The organism is Asticcacaulis currens, from assembly GCF_028550395.1.
Taxonomy (GTDB): Bacteria; Pseudomonadota; Alphaproteobacteria; order Caulobacterales; family Caulobacteraceae; genus Asticcacaulis; species Asticcacaulis currens.
Map to the genome: position 1 here is coordinate 156,034 of NZ_JAQQKW010000006.1, position 19,325 is coordinate 175,358.

Sequence of the window (19,325 nt, forward strand, 5' to 3'; positions counted from 1 at the left end):
CTATGCGGCGGATCGTTTCGCAATCAGATCTGGATAGGGAATACAGGTGGCAAAGTGCAGGAACGTGGTCATTGGTCTGGATGTCTCCGTTCCTCGCGGCCCTGCCCATAACGCTTGTCTGGTGGCTTTTTGACAGGTCGTCCGATATTGAGACGATCTGGAGACATTTTCTTTTCACCTCGGTGGTCATGATCATCGTGCTAGCGATGAATGTGTTTTCCGTATCGTGGAAAATGGCATTGGGAAGCGCGCTGGCTCAAAGCACGATCATAGCTCTGCTGTACGTGTTGTCTCCACATCTTCTCAAGCTACTGATGGCCGCGCGAGCTCTTTTTGCCTGAACCGACCGATTGCCGGGAAAGACAGCACCTCTAATGCTTTTATCGTTGACCTTGGCCCCGCTCATGCCATAAGAGCGCATCTTTAATTTTGCCGCCCGCGGTCTGCGCGGGCGGTTGTTTGTCTCTAACGGCGAACCGCGGAACGAACGCGATGTTCGGTAGCTGCCCTTCGCAACAGGTAAAATAGATCGATGCAAGTCGTTGAAAAACTGAATGAAGGTCTGTCGCGCGTCTATGAAGTGACCGTGGCCAAGGACGTCCTGGCCGCCAAGCTCGACGCCAAGATCAAGGACATCGCGCCCAAGATGCAGATCAAGGGCTTCCGTCCGGGCAAGGTGCCCGCGGCGCACGTTCGCAAGCTGTATGGCAAGGAACTGATGAGCGAAGTCCTTCAGGAGCAGCTCAACGAAACCTCGCAGGCGACGCTGGAGCAGCACAAGGTGCGCCCGGCCAGCCAGCCGGAACTGAACCCGATCGGCGACATCGACGCCGTGATCAAGGGTGAGGCCGATCTGGCCTATGAAATCTCGGTCGAACAGATGCCGGAATTCGAGCCGGTCGATCCGGCGACCCTCGAACTGAAGCGTCCGGTCTATGAGCCGACCGAAGCCGAAGTGAACGAGCAACTCGAAAACATCCTCAAGCAAACCAAGTCGTATGAGCCCAAGGGCGGCAAGGCCCCCAAGGCGGCGGACGGTGACAAGCTGAAGATCGACTTTGTGGGCAAGATCGACGGCGAAGTCTTCGAAGGCGGTTCGATGGAAGGTGCTGAGCTGGTCATCGGTTCGGGCCAGTTCATTCCGGGCTTCGAAGAGCAACTGATCGGCGCCAAAAAGGGCGAAGAGCGCGTGCTCAACGTAACCTTCCCGGCTGATTACGGCGCGGCCAATCTGGCTGGCAAGGCGGCGACCTTTGAAACCACCGTGCACGAAATCTCGGCCCCCAAGGACGCCGTGGCCGACGATGAGTGGGCCAAGGGCCTCGGCCTCGAAGGTCTGGACGCGCTGAAGGACCTGCTGAAGGGCCAGTTGCAGCAGCAATACGCTCAGGCCGCCCGCTTCAAGATGAAGCGCGCCCTGCTGGACATCCTCGACGAAAAGCATTCGTTCGAACTGCCGAAGAAGATGCTGGACGCCGAATTTGCCGGCATCTGGCAGCAGGTCGAGCAGGACAAGGCCGCCGGTCAACTGTCCGAAGAAGACGCCGCCAAGTCGGAAGACGAGCTGAAGGGCGAATATATGAAGATCGCCGAGCGCCGCGTGCGCCTCGGTCTGGTCCTCGCGGAAATCGGCACCAAGAACAATGTGCAGGTCTCCGAGCAGGAAGTGGCGCAGGCCATCGCCCGCGAAGCCCGCAACTTCCCCGGTCAGGAACGTCAGGTGTTCGAGTTCTATCGTCAGAACCCCGCCGCTGCCGCTCAGATCCGCGCCCCGATCTATGAAGAAAAGGTCGTCGATCACATCTTCGCCATCGCCAAGGTGAGCGAAGAGCCGATCAGCAAGGAAGACCTGCTGGCCGACGAAGAGGACTGATCCCGTTTCGACGGTATGGCCTGAATAAGAAAAGCGCAGGAGAAGGCTCTCCTGCGCTTTTTGTTAGAGCGTTCGTCGTCTAGGCTGGGCCGTCTCACGGCTCTGAATTTTGTCTGGCCGCGCCGTCTGCATCGGCTATGCAGGGCTGTCATTTTTTCTAGGGGGGAAGGCCATGCGCCGTTTTCTGATCGCCATCACACTGTTTTTCACCGCCGCCGGGCTGGCGCCTTCGGCCATGGCTCAGGAAGTCGCCACGCCGGAAAAGATCGCGCTGGTGAAGCGTTACTACGCTCTTGTAAAGCTCGATAAGATGTTTGAGCAGATGTTCGACCGCATGGGGCCGGCGATGATCGAGCAGATCAAGGCGCGCGATCCCAATGTGAGCGAGGAACAGACCCGGCTTTTTCTCAAAGTGAGCGGCGAGGCCACGACGCAGTATCTGAATAAAATGATGGATCGCTCAGCCACTGTCTATGCCGAGGTCTATACTCTGGACGAACTGAAATACATGGTGTCGTTTTACGAAGACCCGCGTGGCAAGGCCATGATTGAAAAAATGCCGCTGGTTATGGAAAAGGCGTCGCAAATCGCGGTCAGCCTGATGCCGGAATTTCAGGACGATCTGATGAAGCGCATGTGCGAAGTTACGGACTGCAAGGCACCCAAGGCGACGAAGCCCAAGGCGTAAAGTTTCTCCACTTGAAAACGCGCGGGCAAATTGCCAATTTAAACGGGACGGGGACTGCGCACACCTTCGGTTAATCAAATCAGCCTTAGATGCGGTCTCATAACCCATAACGCTTTAGGGACTTCCATGCGCGATCCAGTCGAAAACCTGACCAGCTACCTGATCCCCACGGTCATCGAGCAATCGAGCCGCGGTGAGCGCGCCTACGACATCTATTCGCGGATGCTGAAGGAACGCATCATCTTCCTCACCGGCCCGTTCGAAGACGGCATGGCCACCTCGATCTGCGCCCAGTTGCTGTTCCTTGAATCGGAAAACCCGAAGAAGGAAATCTCCATGTATATCAACAGCCCCGGCGGTCAGGTGACCTCGGCGCTGGCGATCTACGACACCATGCAGTACATCAAATCGCCGGTCACCACTGTGTGCATGGGCATGGCCGCTTCGGCGGGCTCGCTGATCCTTCAGGCCGGTGAAGCCGGTCAGCGTATCTCGCTGCCCAATTCCAAGATCATGGTGCACCAGCCGTCCGGCGGGGCGCGCGGCATGGCTTCGGACATCGAAATCCAGGCCGAAGACATCCGCAAGACCAAGAAGCTGCTCAACGAAATCTACGTCAAGCACACGGGTCAGCCCTATGACGTGATCGAGCGCACGCTGGACCGCGACCGCTATATGACGGCCGCCGAAGCGAAAGAGTTCGGTCTGATCGACCACGTTTATGAAAAGCGTACCGATCCGGTCAGCAACGCCTAAACAGGCTTTTGCTTGAATAGTCTGTAGTGACCATTCCGGGCGGCCTTGAGCATCTCAAGGTCGCCCGCTGTGTCTCCATAGGCGGCTTCGAGGTCCAGCGTCTCGCCATAAACCTCATGCAGGCGGCGCATCTTTTCCTCGCCGCGGCAGTTGAGGCCGTCCAGATGCGGCGTCAGCCGGTCATCAGCGTCGAACCCCAGCCGCGTGCCGATGGTGCGCTCCGCCCCCAGTTTTTTGCCGAACTCCCCCACCAGCATTTCGGGGGAGGCGGTGACGATCACCCGTTCGGCCCGCTGTGCCACTTCGACCCAGGTGTGCAGGGCGTCCGGACGGAACAGGCGATCGCCCGTGGCTTCGGCAAAGGCGGTAAAGCGCGCTTGCAGATCTCCCCGGCTGACCGGCCCCATCAGATGAAACAGCAGGTGCGATTTCAACGCGCCCCGGTCGCGGGTGTGCAGATAATCGGCCAGCATGTAGGGATGCCGTACAAAGGCGAAGGCCAGCCGGGCATGGCCGCACTGCCACGCTAGAAAGGCGGTAAAGCTGTCTTTACAGGTCAGGGTGCCGTCAAAATCGAAGGCGTGGACGGGGAGGGGCATGGCTGACAATCCGGTTCCCTCTCCCCATATAGGCAACAGGGTTCGCAAAAAAGCCCCTTAACCATAGCTTGCGAGGCCGGGGTGGTTGAGGGCTGGTCTAATCTGTGCATAGATGGCGAAAGCGGTGTGGGTCTGGCCCAAAATCGTACCGGAATGACCTTTTCTTAAGGGTCAAAGGTGCATAGTATCGGTTGAATAGTGCCTTGGCATTTTCTCTTTTCAGGGAAAGCGCCAGCGCAAACGAAGGTGAGAAGCGCTTATGACGAAAGCCGCCAGTGGCGACAGCAAGAGCACCCTCTACTGCTCCTTCTGCGGAAAGAGCCAGCACGAGGTGCGCAAACTCATTGCCGGTCCGACCGTTTTCATCTGCGATGAATGCGTCGAACTGTGCATGGACATTATCCGTGAAGAGCACAAGATCGCCTTCGTGAAGTCCAAGGACGGCGTCCCCACGCCGAAGGAAATCCGCGAAGTCCTCGACGATTACGTCATCGGTCAGGCCCAGGCCAAGAAGGTCCTGTCGGTCGCCGTGCACAATCACTACAAGCGCCTGAACCACGCGGCCAAGGGCAATGACGTGGAACTGGCCAAGTCGAACATCCTGCTGATCGGGCCGACCGGTTCGGGTAAGACCCTGCTGGCGCAGACCCTGGCCCGCATCATCGACGTGCCGTTTACGATGGCCGACGCGACCACCCTGACCGAAGCCGGTTATGTCGGTGAAGACGTCGAAAACATCATCCTGAAACTGCTTCAGGCCGCCGACTACAATGTCGAACGCGCCCAGCGCGGCATCGTCTATATCGACGAAGTGGACAAGATTTCGCGCAAGTCTGACAACCCCTCCATTACCCGTGACGTGTCGGGCGAAGGCGTGCAGCAGGCCCTGCTCAAGATCATGGAAGGCACGGTCGCCTCCGTGCCGCCGCAGGGCGGGCGCAAGCATCCGCAGCAGGAATTTCTGCAGGTCGATACGACGAACATCCTGTTTATCTGCGGCGGCGCTTTTGCGGGTCTGGAAAAGATCATTTCCGGCCGCGGCAAGGGCACCTCGATCGGCTTTGGCGCCACCGTCAAAGACCCCGAAGAACGCCGTCTGGGCGAAGTCCTGCATCAGGTCGAACCCGATGACCTGATGAAGTTCGGCCTGATCCCGGAATTTATCGGTCGTCTGCCGGTTCTGGCGACGCTCGAGGATCTTGACGAAGCGACTCTGGTCAAGATCCTGACCGAGCCGAAGAACGCGCTGGTCAAGCAGTATGCGCGCCTGTTCGAGATGGAAAACGTCACCCTGACCTTCACCGAAGAGGCCCTGTTTGCGGTCGCCAAGAAGGCCATTGTGCGCAAGACCGGCGCACGCGGTCTGCGCTCGATCCTCGAAGGCATCCTGCTCGACACCATGTACGAACTGCCGAACATGCAGGGCGTCGAAGAGGTGGTCATCAATGCCGAGGTGGTCGAAGAACGCGCTCAGCCGCTGCTGATCTACGCGGAAAAGCGGGGCGGCGGCGCGGCTTAAGTCTGCTGTGAGGGGCCGGTCCGGTTCGGCTCACGGGGACGAAATACTAAAAGAGCGGCACTGGAAACGGCGCCGCTTTTTTTACGCAAAAATGCATTTTTTCGCCCCCTGACTGTGAACCGGCGCGTCTTATGTAGCGCATGAAGATCGCCCTAAATTTTGTAACGTTGTTATTGCGCCGCTAACAACTCCGTCTCAATCTGTGGATAATGCGTACACAGTGGCGACGGGAGGGTCGGCCGTGCTTTTCAATAAAACTCACAAAACAAACAGCCGGGGCAGCGGCGTGACGGCTGAAAACGTCCTCAAGGCCGTGGAAACGTCCATGGCGGTCATTGAGTTCAAACCGGATGGGACCATTATCCGCGCCAATGACGGCTTCCTCTCCGTTGTCGGCTATGCGCTGAGCGAGGTTGCCGCGCATCACCACAGCATGTTTGTCGAAGCCGACTATGCGAAGTCTCAGGATTATCGTCAGTTTTGGGAGGCGCTGCGGGCGGGCAAGCCTCAGAAGGGCGAGTTCAAGCGCCTCAACAAGGCCGGGCGTCAGGTGTGGCTGGAAGCCAGCTATTGCCCGGTGTTTGACGATAGCGGGCGGGTGGCGTCGGTGACGAAGTTCGCCTTCGACATTACCGAAAAAAAGAACGAGGTGACGCGTCTTCTGACCATGATCGACGGGATGCCGGTCGCGGTTATGACGGTCGATCCCAAAAACGACTTCAAGATCAATTATCTCAACGAAACCTCTAAAAAGACGCTCAAATCCATCGAGCCGTTCCTGCCGATCAAGGTGGATCAGATGCTGGGTTCATCGGTAGACGTGTTCCATAAAAATCCCGAACACCAGCGTCGTATGCTGACCACCGACGCCATGCTGCCCTTTTCGACCAAGATCAAGATCGGCCCGGAAGTGCTGCGACTTCAGATCACAGCTATCAAGGACTCCTTTGGGGCCTATATCGGACCCATGCTGACCTGGGCGGTGATCACGGCGCAGGAAACGGTCGCCAGTGAGGTATCGAGCGTGGCGGAGGCCCTTCTGGCTTCGTCTTTGTCGATGACCGGTTCCTCTCAGGGCCTGCGCGATGCCGCCGAAAACGCCAGTCAGCAGGCCGCTTCGGCGGCCGCCGGCGCGGAACAGATGTCAGGTGCCATCCACGAAATCGTCTCGCAGGTGACGCGGGTGTCGGACCGGGCGTCGGAGATCGCCTCTCAGGCGCAGTCCATGGACGACCGCGTCAAGGCGCTGGCGGACAATGCGGGCAAGGTGGACTCGGTGGTCGCCCTGATCAAGGATATTGCCGCCCAGACCAATCTGCTGGCGCTCAATGCCACCATCGAAGCGGCGCGCGCCGGGGAGGCCGGGAAAGGCTTTGCCGTGGTGGCCTCTGAGGTCAAGGCGCTGGCCTCGCAGACCAGCAAGGCGACGGACGAAATCACCCAGCAGGTGCTGGCTATCCAGTCTTCGAGTCATGAGGCGGTAAAGTCGGTCGAAGAAATTTCCAACGCCGTGGCCGAACTGTCGGGTCTGACCACTTCGATGGCGGGGGCGATGGAGGAGCAGGCGGCGACAACGCAGCAAATGACGAGCAATATCAGCAATGTCTCGCATTCGGCCACGGAAACGGGCACTCTGGCGACGGCTGTGCAGGAAACCGCCTCTGGCCTGTCGGGCCACGCCGAGCGGATGCGCGGCAGTATCGAGGGCCTGCTGAAGGCGGGTTAAAGCGCCCTTTTCCAAAGTAAATAATATAGTCTGACAAATATTGCTTGCCGGATGGCCGACGCCTTTGTTAGCATGGAGGTCACACGTGGCGACCCTGTCCGGCACCTGCGCTTTCGCGCCTGTGATCTGAAAGCCTCTGCCCGCTTGTCGGGAGGGAGCGGGTGCGCCCGTATCTGAGGATAAGCGGGCGCAAGGAGGCCACGGGTGCGGTTGAAAAGCATGGGTCAGGCGGCGTCGGTCGCTGTGTTCGCCTCAGTGTTTATAGCTATAGGGTCGTGTGAGGCTCTGGCGATTGAGCGTGACCTCTCGCAGGGATGGCGCTTTCACGCCGGGGATACCCCCGATGGCGCGCAAAGCGATACGCCCGATAGTCGGTGGAAAACGGTCGCTGTGCCGCACGACTGGGCCATCATGGACAGGGCGGACGGGCAGCCGCCGTTTGAGGCACAGGCCGTGGCCGGGCAGGATTCGGGCTATCTGCCGGGCGGAGTGGGCTGGTACAGGCGGCATATCCGGCTCGACGCGTCGGAAGCCCAAAAGGTCGTGCGTCTCACCTTTGAAGCGATCTATATGGATGCCGAAATCTGGCTCAATGGCGAGCCTGTGGCGCGTCACCCCTATGGCTACACCGCCTTTACGCTCGATCTTACGGGGAAGCTGCGCACGGGCGATAATGTGATTGCCGTGCGCGTCGATCACAAGGACCCGTCGTCGCGCTGGTACGCCGGGTCGGGCATTATCCGCCCGGTCAAGCTGGAGCTTCTCGATTGCGCTCATATCGTACCGGACAGCGTCTTCGTCGCCACGCCGCAGGTCTCTGCACAAACGGCCACGGTCTCGGTGCAGTCGCGGGTCTCGGACTGCGCTGCCTCAAAGGGGGTAGTAGAGAGGGTGTGGACCCTGCGCGACCCGACCGGAAAGGTCGTGGCGCAAGCGACGCGCAAGGGCACCGCTGACGTCCGGGATCAGAGCCTGAGTGTGGCCACGCCCCGCCTGTGGTCGCCGGAAACGCCCCACCTCTATACGCTGGTGGAGGAGTTGAAAGTGAATGGCGTCACTGTGGACGAAAGACGCACGCGCTTCGGCATCCGCAGCGTGACGATGGACGCGGTTAACGGGCTGCGGATCAATGGCAAGCCCTACAAGCTGAAGGGCGGCAATATCCACCACGACAACTATATGCTGGGGGCTGCCGGCTGGCCGGATGCCGACCGGCGCAAGGTCGCCCTGATGAAGGCCGCGGGCTATAACGCCATCCGCAGCGCCCACAATCCGGCCAGTCAGGCCACGCTTGAGGCGGCGGACGAACTGGGGATGCTGGTCATCAATGAGGCTTTCGACAGCTGGAACCGCTCCAAGCGCGATCAGGACCATGCGCGCTTCTTTGCTGACAACTGGCGCTCGGATATCGACAGTCTGGTCCTCAGCGGGCGCAACCACCCCAGCGTCATCCTGTGGAGCATCGGCAACGAAATCCCGGAACAGGGCACGCCGCTGGGGGTGGATACGGGTAAGGCGCTGGTCGCCCGTACCCGCGCCCTTGATCCGTCGCGCGCGGTGACGCAAGGGGTAAATGCTGACCCGCCCTTCAGCGATGCGCAGTTCGCCGTACTCGACGTGGCGGGCTACAATTATCGCGTCAACCGCTTCGACCCCGACCATAAAGCCTTCCCCGACCGCGTGATGTACACCTCGGAATCGACGCCCAAGGACGCTTTCGACTATTGGCGCGCGGTGGAAACCAAGCCCTGGGTCATCGGCGACTTCGTGTGGACCGCCGTGGACTATCTGGGGGAAACGGGCATCGGCTGGATGGGCTACAGTCAGGACTGGCAACAACTGGGGCCCTATCCGTGGCATCTGGCCTATTGCGGCGAAATCGACGCCACGGGCCGCAAGCGTCCGGCGGCCTATTACCGTGAAGTGCTGTGGAAGACCGGCAAGACCCCAGTGTCGATGTTTGTGCGTCAACCGGAGGGCACCGAAGACCTGCCTGACCGGCAGTACTTCCCGACCACGCCGCCGCATCTGGACTGGTCGCTGGAAGACATCCATCCCAACTGGACGTGGCCCGGTCAGGAGGGCAAGCCGCTGGAGGTGGTGGTGTTTTCAGAATGGCCGGAAGTCGAACTGTTCCTCAATGGCCGCAGTCTGGGGCGCAAGGCCGTGTCGGTGGAGACGCAATATCGCGCCAGCTTTAAGGTGAGATACGCACCGGGGCGGCTGGTGGCCGTCGGGTATCGTAACGGGCGAAAGGCGGCGCAATGGGAGCTGCGCACCTCAGAGGCGCCGGTTCAGGCGAAGGTGGTAGCCGAGCGCCGCCCCCTGCGGGCCAACGGTCAGGACCTCGCCTATGTGACGGTTGAACTGTTCGATGCGCAGGGGACGCCGGTTTACACGCAGGCTTCGGATCGTCAGGTCACGGTGCGGGTGTCGGGGGCGGGGACGCTGGCCGGTTTCGGCAATGGTAATCCCCGCGACGCCAGCAGCCTTCAGTCGGGCATACGTCGCACCTTCCACGGGCGCGCCGTCGCCGTGGTGCGTGCGGGAACAGAGGCCGGTCCGGTCTGGCTTGACGTTCAGGTCGAGGGACTCGCGCCGCAGCGTGTGGGGCTGCAAGCGGTCAAGCCCTGAGGCTTCACAGCCTCTTTTGCGGCCCGGCGCTCAGACGTCCTGACGCAGGAAGGCGATCCGGACCCTGCGGTTCGACCACATGGCGTGCAGCAGGATGGCGCCTAGGGCGCTGGCGCTGGTCACCAGACTGGCCTGCACAAAGGGCAGGGGTGTCAGCGTCATGTGGGCGGCAAAGGTCTCCAGCCACTGTTGCAGGACCAGCCCGGCCAGCGGCCAGGCGGCGATATTGGCGATCAGCAACGGCAACAGAAACGGCCGGATACGGTAGAGCAAAAGATCGCCGAAATGCGCCCCCAGCGCCTTGCGGATCGCCAGTTCGCGGCTCTGATGGCGGGTCAGAAACACGCACAGTCCCATCAGGCCCAAAGCGGACAGCAGGATGGCCACCCCGGCGACGAGGCGGCTGACCGCCACCTGCTGATGCAGATCGTGATACTGGGAGCGCAGATAGTCGCGGAAACCTTGCCGTTCTATGGGCTCCGTGCCCCCCGTATGCCGCAGCCAGATCTGATCAATCTGTCTCAGGGTTTCGGCTTCGTTGCTGGGTTTCACCCGGATGCTGAAGTGCGTGAAAAACCGGTCGAAGCCGTCAATCATCATGGGCGGCGTAGCGTAGTGGACGGTGGAGAAACGGATGTCGGGGACCACGCCGATAATCCGCGACTGCATATGGGTGCGGTCGGTTTCGTATCCGAGCACGTGCCCCAGGGCTTCGCGTGGGGAGGCAAAGCCCAGCGCCCGCACTGCCGTTTCGTTGATCAGTATGTCCTTCGGCGCGACCACCTCGGAAAAGGTGTGGTCCAGATTGCGTCCGGCGCGCAGCGGGATGCCATAGACGCCCAGAAATTCGGGAGAAACAGAGGTGCGGGTAAAGGACAGAAGCCGCCCGTCCTTCCCCCTGACCAGTGCCGGACGCACGAAGTTGGAGGTCGGGGCCCCGAAGGCCTGAGCGACGCTGTCTACGCCCTTTAATTGCCTGATCTCGTTCAGAAAGGCGCGATTGATCCACGGATTGTCGCTGAGATCGACGATGGCGACGTGCTGACCATCAAAGCCCGGTGCGCTGTCGAGGGCATAGTCCCACTGACGCGACACGACCTGAGCGGCGATCAGCAGGCTGATGACGAGGGTGAACTGCGCGATCACCCAGCCCTGCCACCTCTGCGGCGGCCGGGTGCGCATCCGGGCCCGGCGCACCGGCGACGGGGCGGTGACAATGATTGCGGGCAGCAAGGCCGACAGGAGAGCCAGCGCGACGGTCAGCAGCAGCATGAGCCCCATCAGACCCGGCGGCGCGCTCCATAGTCTGAGGTCCAGATTGAGGCTGTGATTCAGGTGCGGCAGCAGTCGCTCGGTCAGGGCCAGGGCCAGCAAAAGGCTGAGGAGGTGCACGATCAGGCTTTCGCGGAGCACGGTGGCCAGCAGATGCGCCCGACCCGCCCCCAGCGCCGACAGCAGCCCCATTTCCGCGCCGCGCTCATCGGTTTCCGCCAGCACAAGCCCGGCATAGTTGGCGCAGGCGATCAGCAGGATGACAACGGCCACCAGCGCCAGCGCCAGAAGCGTATCCACATGGCCGCGCGCCTTCATCTGAAGATCGCCGCGTTCGTGCAGATGCAGGTCTTTCAGCGCGATAAGCTCATAACTGACCGGAATATTGTTCGGTCCCTGCCAGTTCTGATGCGTCAGCCGCGTCAGTTGTCTTGCCACCGCCTCAGGCCCCACATCGGATCGCAGTTTCACATAGGTGTAGCAGATGCTCCATAGATAGGTGGGGTTGGCGTCATGCAGGGACAGGACGCTGTAGGGATAGCCCCCCGAAACGAAGAGCTCGCGATCCAGATGGGTATTGGCTGGAAAGTCCCTGAGGATGGCCGTGACGCGCAGGCGGCGGTTGTCGCGCGTCGTCAGGCTGCGCCCCAGTGGGTTCTGATCCCCGAAATAGGCTCTGGCCATGCGCTGCGTCATAACGATGCTGTCGCGGGCGCGCAACGCGGTCTTCAGATCCCCGGCGACTGCGGGCAGATCAAGCACCTCGAACAGGTTGGGGTCGGCCCAGAAAAAGCGCTCGCGCGCGATGCGGCGCGGGGTGGATAGCGGCCATTCGACCGGGGACAGGCGCGTCACCTGCCGGGCTTCGGCCATGTCCGCGCGCATCCAGCGGGCGACGCCGGCGGGGGTGATGTCGCTGCCGACCAGCGGCTTGTTTTCCAGCCCGTACAGCGCCGACACCAGATAGACGCGGTCAGAGCCGCGGATAAAGCGGTCGAAGCTCAGTTCGCTGTGGATAAACAGGCCGACGATCAGGGTCAGGGTCAGGGCCAGGCCGGTCCCTGCCATCATCAGGGCATAGACACCCCAGCGCCGCGCCACGCTGCGAAACAGGAGACCAAAGTCGTGCCGCGCATTCTTCATGCGAGGCGACGGGTCGAAAGGTGGATGCGGCCATCGTGCATTTCGACCACCCGTCCGGCGCGGTCGGCCTGACTGGGGGCGTGGGTGACGATGACGAGGGTCGTCCCCCGGCTGTTGAGTTCGGTCAGAATGCCCAGAACCTGAGCGGCGTTCTGAGAGTCGAGACTGCCGGTCGGTTCGTCCGCCAGCACGATCTGCGGGTCGCCGACAATGGCGCGGGCAATGGCGCAGCGCTGTTGCTGCCCGCCGGACAATTCACGCGGCAGGTGGTCGGCGCGGTGGGCCAGCCCCACCCTGTCCATGGCGCTCAGCACCCGCTCGTGTTCATTTTTGACGGGTTCGCGCCGGTAGCGCAGGCCCAGACGGATATTTTCAAACACGGTCAGGTGGTCGATCAGGTTGAAGTTCTGAAAGACGAAGCCGATGCGCGACGCCCGCAACTGCGCCCGTTCGCGGCCCGACATGTCGGAGACGGATGTGCCGTCAAAGCGATAGACGCCCCGGCTGGGGCTTTCCAGCGTGCCGATAATGTTGAGGAGGGTGGACTTGCCGCTGCCCGAAGGGCCGACAATGGCGACGAACTCCCCGGCCTCTATCGACAGGCTGACGCCGCTCAGCGCGCTCACCGGGCGGCCATTATCGGCGTAGGTATGATGGATGTCATCAAGCTGGATAAGCGGCATGGGGCTATCCGGTGACCGGGAAGGTGAAGGCAAACACCGTAGAGGCGGACGGGTCTTCGATCAAACCGAGATTACCGCCATGCGCCAGAGCGATTTGTCGGGCCAGATTGAGACCCGTGCCTGACCCGTGCGGTTTGGTCGTGGTGAAGGTCATGAACAGACCGGCCCGCACCGTTTCGGCTATGCCCTGACCATTGTCGGCGATGCGGATGACGACATCGTGGGCCGTATGGGAGACGCTCACCCGGATAAGACGCAGGCCGGTATTGGCCTCCGTGGCTTCGACCGCGTTGGTGAGTATGTTGATCAGCGCCTGCCCCACCTGGGCTTCGTCAAGCGCCACCCACGGCACATCCTCGGCGATCTCCCTGTCGAACCGCACCTCGTTCAGGGCCGGATTGCGGGTGAAGAAGCTCAGCACGTCCTCGACCAGACGCCCCGGAAGCACGGGCTGCACCTGCGGTGGTGGCAACCGCGCCAGGCTGCGATAGGCCTCGATAAAGCGCGTCAGGCTGGCTGACCGGCGCGACAGGGTGGACAGGGCTTCGCGGGCCTTGTCGGCGGCTTCGTTCTGCATCGGACTGAGGTAGTCATGCGCAATGTCCGCCAGGGACGATATGGGCGTCAGCGAGTTCATGATTTCATGGCCCAGCACCTGAAGCGTATCGCGCAGCGTGGCGGCTTCGGCGCGATGCAGTTCCGACTGCACATCCGTGAGGGTGGCCAGCCGGAACGGGCCGTCCTGGGTCTGAACCTCGGTGACGGTCAGGGCGTAGCGCCGCCCGAACAGGTCCAGTCGCGGCTCATTCGGGGGCGTCAGGGCGGCCAGCAGAGCGTCCCGACCGCGCACAATGGCGTCATCGGTCTCAAACAGGGTGCGGGCGGCGCGATTGACAGCCTGAGGCATGCCGCCGGGGACCAGGCTGATCAGGGGCAGGGGTATCTGATCCAGAAAGACGTGCACCGGATCGGCGGCGCCATTGACAGACGAGGCAATCGGCGCTGCCACCGAGCGTCTTTGCGCGCTCATCAGACCGGCGAACAGGATCGTGCCGATCAGCATCCCTATGGCCGCATTGGCCCACAGCGCCTTCATCAGCGCATCGCAGGTGAAGGCGGCGCTGAGGATGAGGGCCACAAGGGCGAGCGCCCGCAACGGTCGCGACTCAAAGGCCATGTTTGGCCATCCGGCGATAAAGGGAAGGGCGCGTCAGCCCCAGATCGGCAGCGGCCGCCGAAACGTTGAAATTATGCCGGTTAAGCGCATCTTCGATCAGTCGTTTCTCCGATTGCGCCAGATTGCCTTTCGGCAGGTCCGCGCTCAGACCGGGACGGTCGTGCAGGTGCAGGTCGGCGGTGGTCAGGGTGGGGTTGTCCGAAAGGATGAGCGCGCGCTCGATCACCTGCTTCAGCGCGTGGACATTATCGGCCCAGGCTTCGGCCTGAAGGCTGGCGCGGGCCTCGGCAGACAGGGTGCGCGGGCTGAAACCATGCAACTGACAGGTGGTCAGGATAAAATGTTCCGCCAGAGGCACAATGTCTTCGACCCGTTCGCGCAGGGGGACGAGGGCGATATCCATGGTGCTGAGGGCATATAGCAGACCGCGGTCCAGCCCGATTTCGGCGCGGGGGCGCGTGCTGGTCGAAAGGACGCGGCAGTTGGAACGCGGGGCGCGGTGCAGATAGCCGAGCAGGGCCGGGATGCTCTTGTCCGGCAGGCGGTCGATGTTTTCGAGGATCAGGGTGCGGTTGGGGGTATCGTCCAGATCGTCGGGCGACAGGGTGGCGCATTCCACTACGCTGAGGGTGGACCGGCGCGACTGATGATGCAGGACCGTGGCCGCCAGAGACTTGCCCGTCCCCGTCTCCCCCGTAAACAGGACGGGGATGGTCAGGGCGGCGCAGCGGTCCATGGCCGCCATGATGCGGCGCATGGGTTCGGACAGGCCGATCAGGACCGGGGGGCGGGCGGCGACAAGCGTATCCGTGCGTCGGGCCGCGAGGGTCGCTTCCACCGTCGCCAGCAGGCGGTCATTGTTCCACGGCTTCATCACGAAGTCACGGGCCCCGGCGCGCAGGGCCTGAACAGCGATCTGAAGCCCGCTGTGACCGGTCACGACGATGACACTCAGGCTGGGGGCGTGACGCAGCATGTCCCCCAGACAGTCAAGGCCTTCCTGACCGGAGGTCTGGGACTTGGAGAAGTTCAGATCGAGAAGCACCAGATCGACCGGCGTGGTCGCCACAAGGCTGAGGGCGCTGACCGGCGACGCGGCCTCCAGATAGGTGTACCCCGCCCGACGGAACAGAAGTTCGGCCGTCTTGCGCACATCCGGATCGTCGTCAACAAACAGAAGGGTCGGGGCGGGCTTGGTCATGTACGCTTTCGGACAGGGCGGTCAATATTGCGGACACTTTGTGAGTGTCCGTGAAAAACGTCAACTAATACCGTCTGTTATATGTGGTTTGAGCGTCTGGTAAACTGTGCAGACGCACACCGCTGATTCGGCCGGGTAGCGCCCGAAACCCGCAGGTGTCAAAAAACGAGCAGCGAAACATAATTCTGAGTTCCTGAGTGATCTCTCTATGTTAGTCTGACAATAACACAAAAAATCCGCTCCGTATGCGTCAAACATATGGCCAAGGATAACGGAACAGGGGAGATGGTGGATGAAGCTCAAAGCGACCTTGGTGGGGGCGTGCGCCCTGTTATCGGCTGTGGCCGGTGGGGCGTTCGCGCAGGCCCCGGCGGGGCAGTTGCGCGTGCCCGACTCGCATCTCTATGTCGGTGCCAATTATCAGCCGGTGGACCGCACGCCCGTGCAGATTCATCAGGACATTGCGCGCATGAAGGCCGCCGGTTTCACCGTGGTACGCATGGGGGATCTGTCGTGGGATTATTTCCAGCCAGCCGAGGGCGTCTTCACCTTTGAGGCCTTCGATGCGGTTCTGGAGGAGATGCATCGCAACGGCATCAAGGTGATTGTCGATATTCCGGGCCAGCCGGCCCCCATGTGGCTGCACAAGGCCTATCCGGGGGTCGATCTTGTCACACAGAACGGCACGCGCCTTTATGCGGCCGAGCGCTATATGGATAATACCAGCGATCCTGACTATCTGAGGCTGGTCGCCGCGTTGGCCGAGGCCATGACCAAACGGTATGGTCACCACCCGGCGGTCATTGCCTTCGGCTACAATAACGAAATCGGCAATGGCTTCATGTCCTATTCCGAGGCCGATAAGACGCGTTTTGTGGCGTGGCTGCAAAAGAAGTACGGCTCTCTGGACACTCTGAACAAGGCCTGGGCGACGCAGCGCTGGTCACGCACCCTCACCGCATGGGATCAGGTGGAAATCCCTTATGGGGATGGGCCGGGTCCGTTTGAGCGCTATCTGGATCTGCGCCGGTACTGGTCAGACGCGACGATCAACGTCCTGATGATCCTCGAAAACGCCCGGCGCAGGAACGCGCCGGACAAGCCGGTCATTTCCAACCTCTGGGACAGCAGCGATCGCAAGGGGTTCGACTATCTGTCCACCTACAAACAGTACGTCTCGCACGGGTCGCACGGCTATTATAATGGCGATGCTATCGGTGGCGCTTTCGAAACCCTGATGATGCGCGGTGCCCTGCCGACACCGAGCTGGTTTTCCGAGTTTCAGGCGGGCGGCGGTGGCTATTACGGCACCAAAGGCCGGTCGCGCATGTGGGGCTATTTCGGCCTCTTGAATGGGGCGCAAGGCATGCTGGCCTGGACGTTCAACACGCATCTGGGGGGTGAGGAGCAGGCCTTGTTTGGCCTGATTGATCACGACGACACCCCGTCGTGGAAGCTGGACGAATGGGCCACCATGGCCAAAGAGTTCAAAACGCTTGAAAAACTGGGCTTCCCCCGCGAACTGAAGCCGCAGGTCGCCGTCGCCTATTCGTTCGAGGCCAGGACCGCTTCGAGCCCCAAAAGCGGGTCGAATACCGTCGCCCAGTACCTGACCACGCCCTATATGGTTCAGGCGCACAATGCCTTTGCGCCGGTCTATAACGACAATATCGACATCGCTGTGATCAATGTCGGCAAGGAGGATCTCAGCCGCTACAAGATGGTCGTGGTGCCGGGCCTCTACCTGATGGACAAGGCCTCGGCGGACAATATCCGTAGCTATGTACGCAACGGTGGCACGGTCATCATGACCGCCATGTCCGCCAAGGTCAATGAGACCAATCAATGGTTTAACACGCCTTTGCCGGGCTATCTGTCAGATGTCTTCGGGGTGAAAACGCGCGAATTCTACCGCAGGGACGCCGCTTTGAGCGGCCAGATCGGGGCGGCGTCGATCAACACCACCATTCACTTCTATGAGGTGCTGGAACCGACCACCGCCACGGTTCTGGGCCGTTTTTCCAATGTCGAGGGAACGCCCCCGGTGGCCACGATAAACACCTATGGAAAGGGGCAGGCCATTTATGTCGCAACACCCGCTCAGCCGTCGGTGCTGCAACCCTTATACCGCAGCCTCTATGGCCGATTGGGGATCACGCCGGGACCCTCGACCCCTGAAGGCGTCTATGCGCGGGTGGTGAACGGACGCACCCTGTACGTGAACGCGTCCTACGGTCCGAAAGATATCCGTATTGAAGGCATGAAAACGGGATTACTTTCCGGGAAGACGTGGTCGGGCACTCTGCATCTGGAGGCCGACGGCGTGGAAATTTTGCAATAGCTCGCCCCGCGCAGCTCCCACCTTCGCGAGTACCCCACACAGATTTTACGGTTTCCTGTCTCCGGAAACGCGACCAATGAGGTAGATCATGGCCAAAGCCATTTCCCGTCGTTACCTGACCACCCTGACCGCCTGTGCCCTGATGGCGGCCGCCACCCCGGTGACGGCCAAACCGACGGCCCCACGCAATGTCGTCCTCGACGTCCGTCAGGCCACGCAGCCGCTTGACCGCTTCTATGATCTGTCGGTCGGGGCCGACTATCCGGGCACGACGATCCGTGAAGCGAATCTGGCACAACTGGAAATCGCCGCAAAGGAACTGGGGTTCCGCTATATCCGCTTCCACGACATCTTTCACGATGAGCTGGGCACGGTGAAGAGGGTCGATGACAAGCTGGTCTATGACTGGACCAAGATCGACTATCTGTACGACCGCCTGCTGAAGATAAAGATCAAGCCCTTCGTCGAGCTGGGTTTTACGCCGTCGGCGCTGAAGACCTCGGATCAGACCATCTTCTACTGGAAGGGCAATACCTCGCCGCCACGCCTCGATCTGTGGAAGCAACTGGTGCACGATTTCACAAAGCACCTGATCGACCGTTATGGTATCGAAGAGGTGCGTAGCTGGTATTTCGAAGTGTGGAACGAACCCAATCTCGACGGCTTCTTCCAGTATGCCGATCAGGAGCAGTATTTCGCCCTTTATGGCGTCACGGCCCGCACGCTGAAAGCTATTGACCCGCAATTGCGCGTCGGCGGCCCCTCTACCGCCGGGGCGGCCTGGGTGCCGGAGTTGCTGGCCTACGCCAAGGCGACGAACACGCCCGTCGATTTCGCCACCACCCACACCTATGGCGTCGATTACGGCTATCTCGACGAAGAGGGCAAGATGGACCTTCAGTTGTCGAAGAAGCCGGATGCCATCATCGCCGACGTCAAAAAGGTGCGCGCCGAGATCGAGGCCTCGCACCTGCCCGGCCTGCCGCTGATCTTCACCGAATGGAGCACCAGCTATAACCCGCGCGACTTAAGCCACGATTCCTACGTCGCTGCGCCCTACGTCCTCAGCAAGCTGAAAGCGACGCAGGGCGTGGCGCAGGGCATGAGCTACTGGGTCTATTCGGACCTGTTCGAGGAACCCGGCCCGCCCAACGCCCCCTTCCACGGCGGTTTTGGCCTGATGACCCGTGAAGGCATCCGCAAGGCTTCGTGGTTTGCCTATAAGTATCTCAATACCCTGAACGGTAGGGAAATTCCTGTGTCTGACGCGCAGGTGTGGGCGGCCTATGACGGCAAGGGGGCGTCGGCGGTTATCTGGGACTTCCAGTTGCCGGACCAGCAGGGCCGGAGTAACAAGACCTTCTTCTCGAAGCTGGTCCCCAATACCGGATCGGCCCCGGTCAGCCTGCAATTGACGGGCCTGAAACCCGGTACCTACCGCCTGACGGTTCAGCGCACGGGCTATAAGAAGAATGACGCCTACTCCGCCTATATAGAGCTGGGCGCGCCGGACAATCTGACGCCCGCGCAGATCGCGAAGATGCAGGCCCTGACGGCCGATACGCCAGAAATCGACCGCAAGGTAACGGTGGGATCAAACGGCACGGCGTCGCTTAAGCTGCCTATGTCGAGCAATGATGTCGTTCTGGTGAAGGTGGTACCGACGCATTAATCGGATTGTGCGTGAACCGGTCTTCACGGGCCGGTTCACGG

The 19,325-nt window shown here is 61.1% G+C and carries 14 protein-coding genes; 9 read left to right on the plus strand and 5 right to left on the minus strand.

Features of this window, described 5'->3' with window-relative positions:
* The first annotated feature begins 2 nt into the window (after positions 1–2).
* The 4 genes from PQU94_RS11820 to PQU94_RS11835 all read left to right on the plus strand — a co-directional run bounded on the left by PQU94_RS11820 (position 3) and on the right by PQU94_RS11835 (position 3,317).
* Complete coding sequence (locus tag PQU94_RS11820; RefSeq protein WP_272741670.1) at positions 3–341, plus strand: hypothetical protein; 339 nt, start codon at positions 3–5, stop codon at positions 339–341.
* Positions 342–532: 191 nt separating this feature from the next.
* Entirely contained in the window at positions 533–1,873 is a 1,341-nt protein-coding gene (gene tig / locus PQU94_RS11825) for a trigger factor (RefSeq protein WP_272741671.1), read from the plus strand.
* Between the two features lie 172 nt (positions 1,874–2,045).
* A complete protein-coding gene (locus tag PQU94_RS11830; RefSeq protein WP_272741672.1) occupies positions 2,046–2,561 on the plus strand; it encodes a DUF2059 domain-containing protein in 516 nt (171 codons plus the stop codon).
* A 126-nt stretch (positions 2,562–2,687) separates the two neighbouring features.
* Entirely contained in the window at positions 2,688–3,317 is a 630-nt protein-coding gene (locus PQU94_RS11835) for an ATP-dependent Clp protease proteolytic subunit (RefSeq protein ID WP_013480178.1), read from the plus strand.
* Here the strand turns inward: PQU94_RS11835 and PQU94_RS11840 are convergent.
* Positions 3,314–3,916 (minus strand): HAD-IB family hydrolase, encoded by a 603-nt coding sequence (locus tag PQU94_RS11840; protein WP_272741673.1) that lies wholly within the window; start codon positions 3,914–3,916, stop codon positions 3,314–3,316. The two genes, PQU94_RS11835 and PQU94_RS11840, sit on opposite strands and share 4 nt — an antisense overlap.
* A gap of 259 nt (positions 3,917–4,175) precedes the next feature.
* On the opposite strand from PQU94_RS11840, the gene clpX reads away from it, so the two are divergent.
* The 3 genes from clpX (at position 4,176) to PQU94_RS11855 (ending at position 9,795) form a co-directional block, all read left to right on the plus strand.
* Positions 4,176–5,435, plus strand: a complete 1,260-nt coding sequence (gene clpX, locus PQU94_RS11845; RefSeq protein WP_272741674.1) for an ATP-dependent Clp protease ATP-binding subunit ClpX — start codon at positions 4,176–4,178, stop codon at positions 5,433–5,435.
* Between the two features lie 286 nt (positions 5,436–5,721).
* A complete protein-coding gene (locus PQU94_RS18245) occupies positions 5,722–7,161 on the plus strand; it encodes a methyl-accepting chemotaxis protein (RefSeq protein WP_272741675.1) in 1,440 nt (479 codons plus the stop codon).
* A gap of 204 nt (positions 7,162–7,365) precedes the next feature.
* Entirely contained in the window at positions 7,366–9,795 is a 2,430-nt protein-coding gene (locus PQU94_RS11855) for a glycoside hydrolase family 2 TIM barrel-domain containing protein (RefSeq protein ID WP_272741676.1), read from the plus strand.
* Between the two features lie 30 nt (positions 9,796–9,825).
* Here the strand turns inward: PQU94_RS11855 and PQU94_RS11860 are convergent, their stop codons facing one another.
* From PQU94_RS11860 to PQU94_RS11875, 4 genes are read right to left on the minus strand one after another with little or no spacing between them, the layout of a single operon-like run.
* Positions 9,826–12,210, minus strand: a complete 2,385-nt coding sequence (locus PQU94_RS11860) for an ABC transporter permease (protein WP_272741677.1) — start codon at positions 12,208–12,210, stop codon at positions 9,826–9,828.
* Positions 12,207–12,893, minus strand: a complete 687-nt coding sequence (locus tag PQU94_RS11865) for an ABC transporter ATP-binding protein (RefSeq protein ID WP_272741678.1) — start codon at positions 12,891–12,893, stop codon at positions 12,207–12,209. The genes PQU94_RS11860 and PQU94_RS11865 overlap by 4 nt, the downstream gene beginning before the upstream one ends.
* Before the next feature lie 4 nt (positions 12,894–12,897).
* On the minus strand, positions 12,898–14,070 hold the full coding sequence (locus PQU94_RS11870) for a sensor histidine kinase (RefSeq protein WP_272741679.1): 1,173 nt from the start codon (positions 14,068–14,070) through the stop codon (positions 12,898–12,900).
* Entirely contained in the window at positions 14,060–15,271 is a 1,212-nt protein-coding gene (locus PQU94_RS11875) for a sigma-54-dependent transcriptional regulator (protein ID WP_272741680.1), read from the minus strand. The genes PQU94_RS11870 and PQU94_RS11875 overlap by 11 nt, the downstream gene beginning before the upstream one ends.
* A 292-nt stretch (positions 15,272–15,563) precedes the next feature.
* Between PQU94_RS11875 and PQU94_RS11880 the strand changes: the two genes are divergently transcribed.
* Positions 15,564–17,612, plus strand: a complete 2,049-nt coding sequence (locus PQU94_RS11880) for a beta-galactosidase (protein ID WP_272741681.1) — start codon at positions 15,564–15,566, stop codon at positions 17,610–17,612.
* Positions 17,613–17,700: 88 nt separating this feature from the next.
* On the plus strand, positions 17,701–19,284 hold the full coding sequence (locus tag PQU94_RS11885) for a GH39 family glycosyl hydrolase (protein WP_438263742.1): 1,584 nt from the start codon (positions 17,701–17,703) through the stop codon (positions 19,282–19,284).
* Positions 19,285–19,325 lie beyond the last annotated feature (41 nt).

What these genes read in the sequence shown, in the direction of transcription:
- PQU94_RS11820 (WP_272741670.1), top strand. Translation starts at nt 3, where the DNA reads ATGCGGCGGATCGTTTCGCAATCAGATCTGGATAGGGAATACAGGTGG.
- tig (WP_272741671.1), top strand. Translation starts at nt 533, where the DNA reads ATGCAAGTCGTTGAAAAACTGAATGAAGGTCTGTCGCGCGTCTATGAA.
- PQU94_RS11830 (WP_272741672.1), top strand. Translation starts at nt 2,046, where the DNA reads ATGCGCCGTTTTCTGATCGCCATCACACTGTTTTTCACCGCCGCCGGG.
- PQU94_RS11835 (WP_013480178.1), top strand. Translation starts at nt 2,688, where the DNA reads ATGCGCGATCCAGTCGAAAACCTGACCAGCTACCTGATCCCCACGGTC.
- PQU94_RS11840 (WP_272741673.1), bottom strand. Translation starts at nt 3,916, where the DNA reads ATGCCCCTCCCCGTCCACGCCTTCGATTTTGACGGCACCCTGACCTGT.
- clpX (WP_272741674.1), top strand. Translation starts at nt 4,176, where the DNA reads ATGACGAAAGCCGCCAGTGGCGACAGCAAGAGCACCCTCTACTGCTCC.
- PQU94_RS11860 (WP_272741677.1), bottom strand. Translation starts at nt 12,210, where the DNA reads ATGAAGAATGCGCGGCACGACTTTGGTCTCCTGTTTCGCAGCGTGGCG.
- PQU94_RS11865 (WP_272741678.1), bottom strand. Translation starts at nt 12,893, where the DNA reads ATGCCGCTTATCCAGCTTGATGACATCCATCATACCTACGCCGATAAT.
- PQU94_RS11870 (WP_272741679.1), bottom strand. Translation starts at nt 14,070, where the DNA reads ATGGCCTTTGAGTCGCGACCGTTGCGGGCGCTCGCCCTTGTGGCCCTC.
- PQU94_RS11875 (WP_272741680.1), bottom strand. Translation starts at nt 15,271, where the DNA reads ATGACCAAGCCCGCCCCGACCCTTCTGTTTGTTGACGACGATCCGGAT.
- PQU94_RS11880 (WP_272741681.1), top strand. Translation starts at nt 15,564, where the DNA reads ATGAAGCTCAAAGCGACCTTGGTGGGGGCGTGCGCCCTGTTATCGGCT.
- PQU94_RS11885 (WP_438263742.1), top strand. Translation starts at nt 17,701, where the DNA reads ATGGCCAAAGCCATTTCCCGTCGTTACCTGACCACCCTGACCGCCTGT.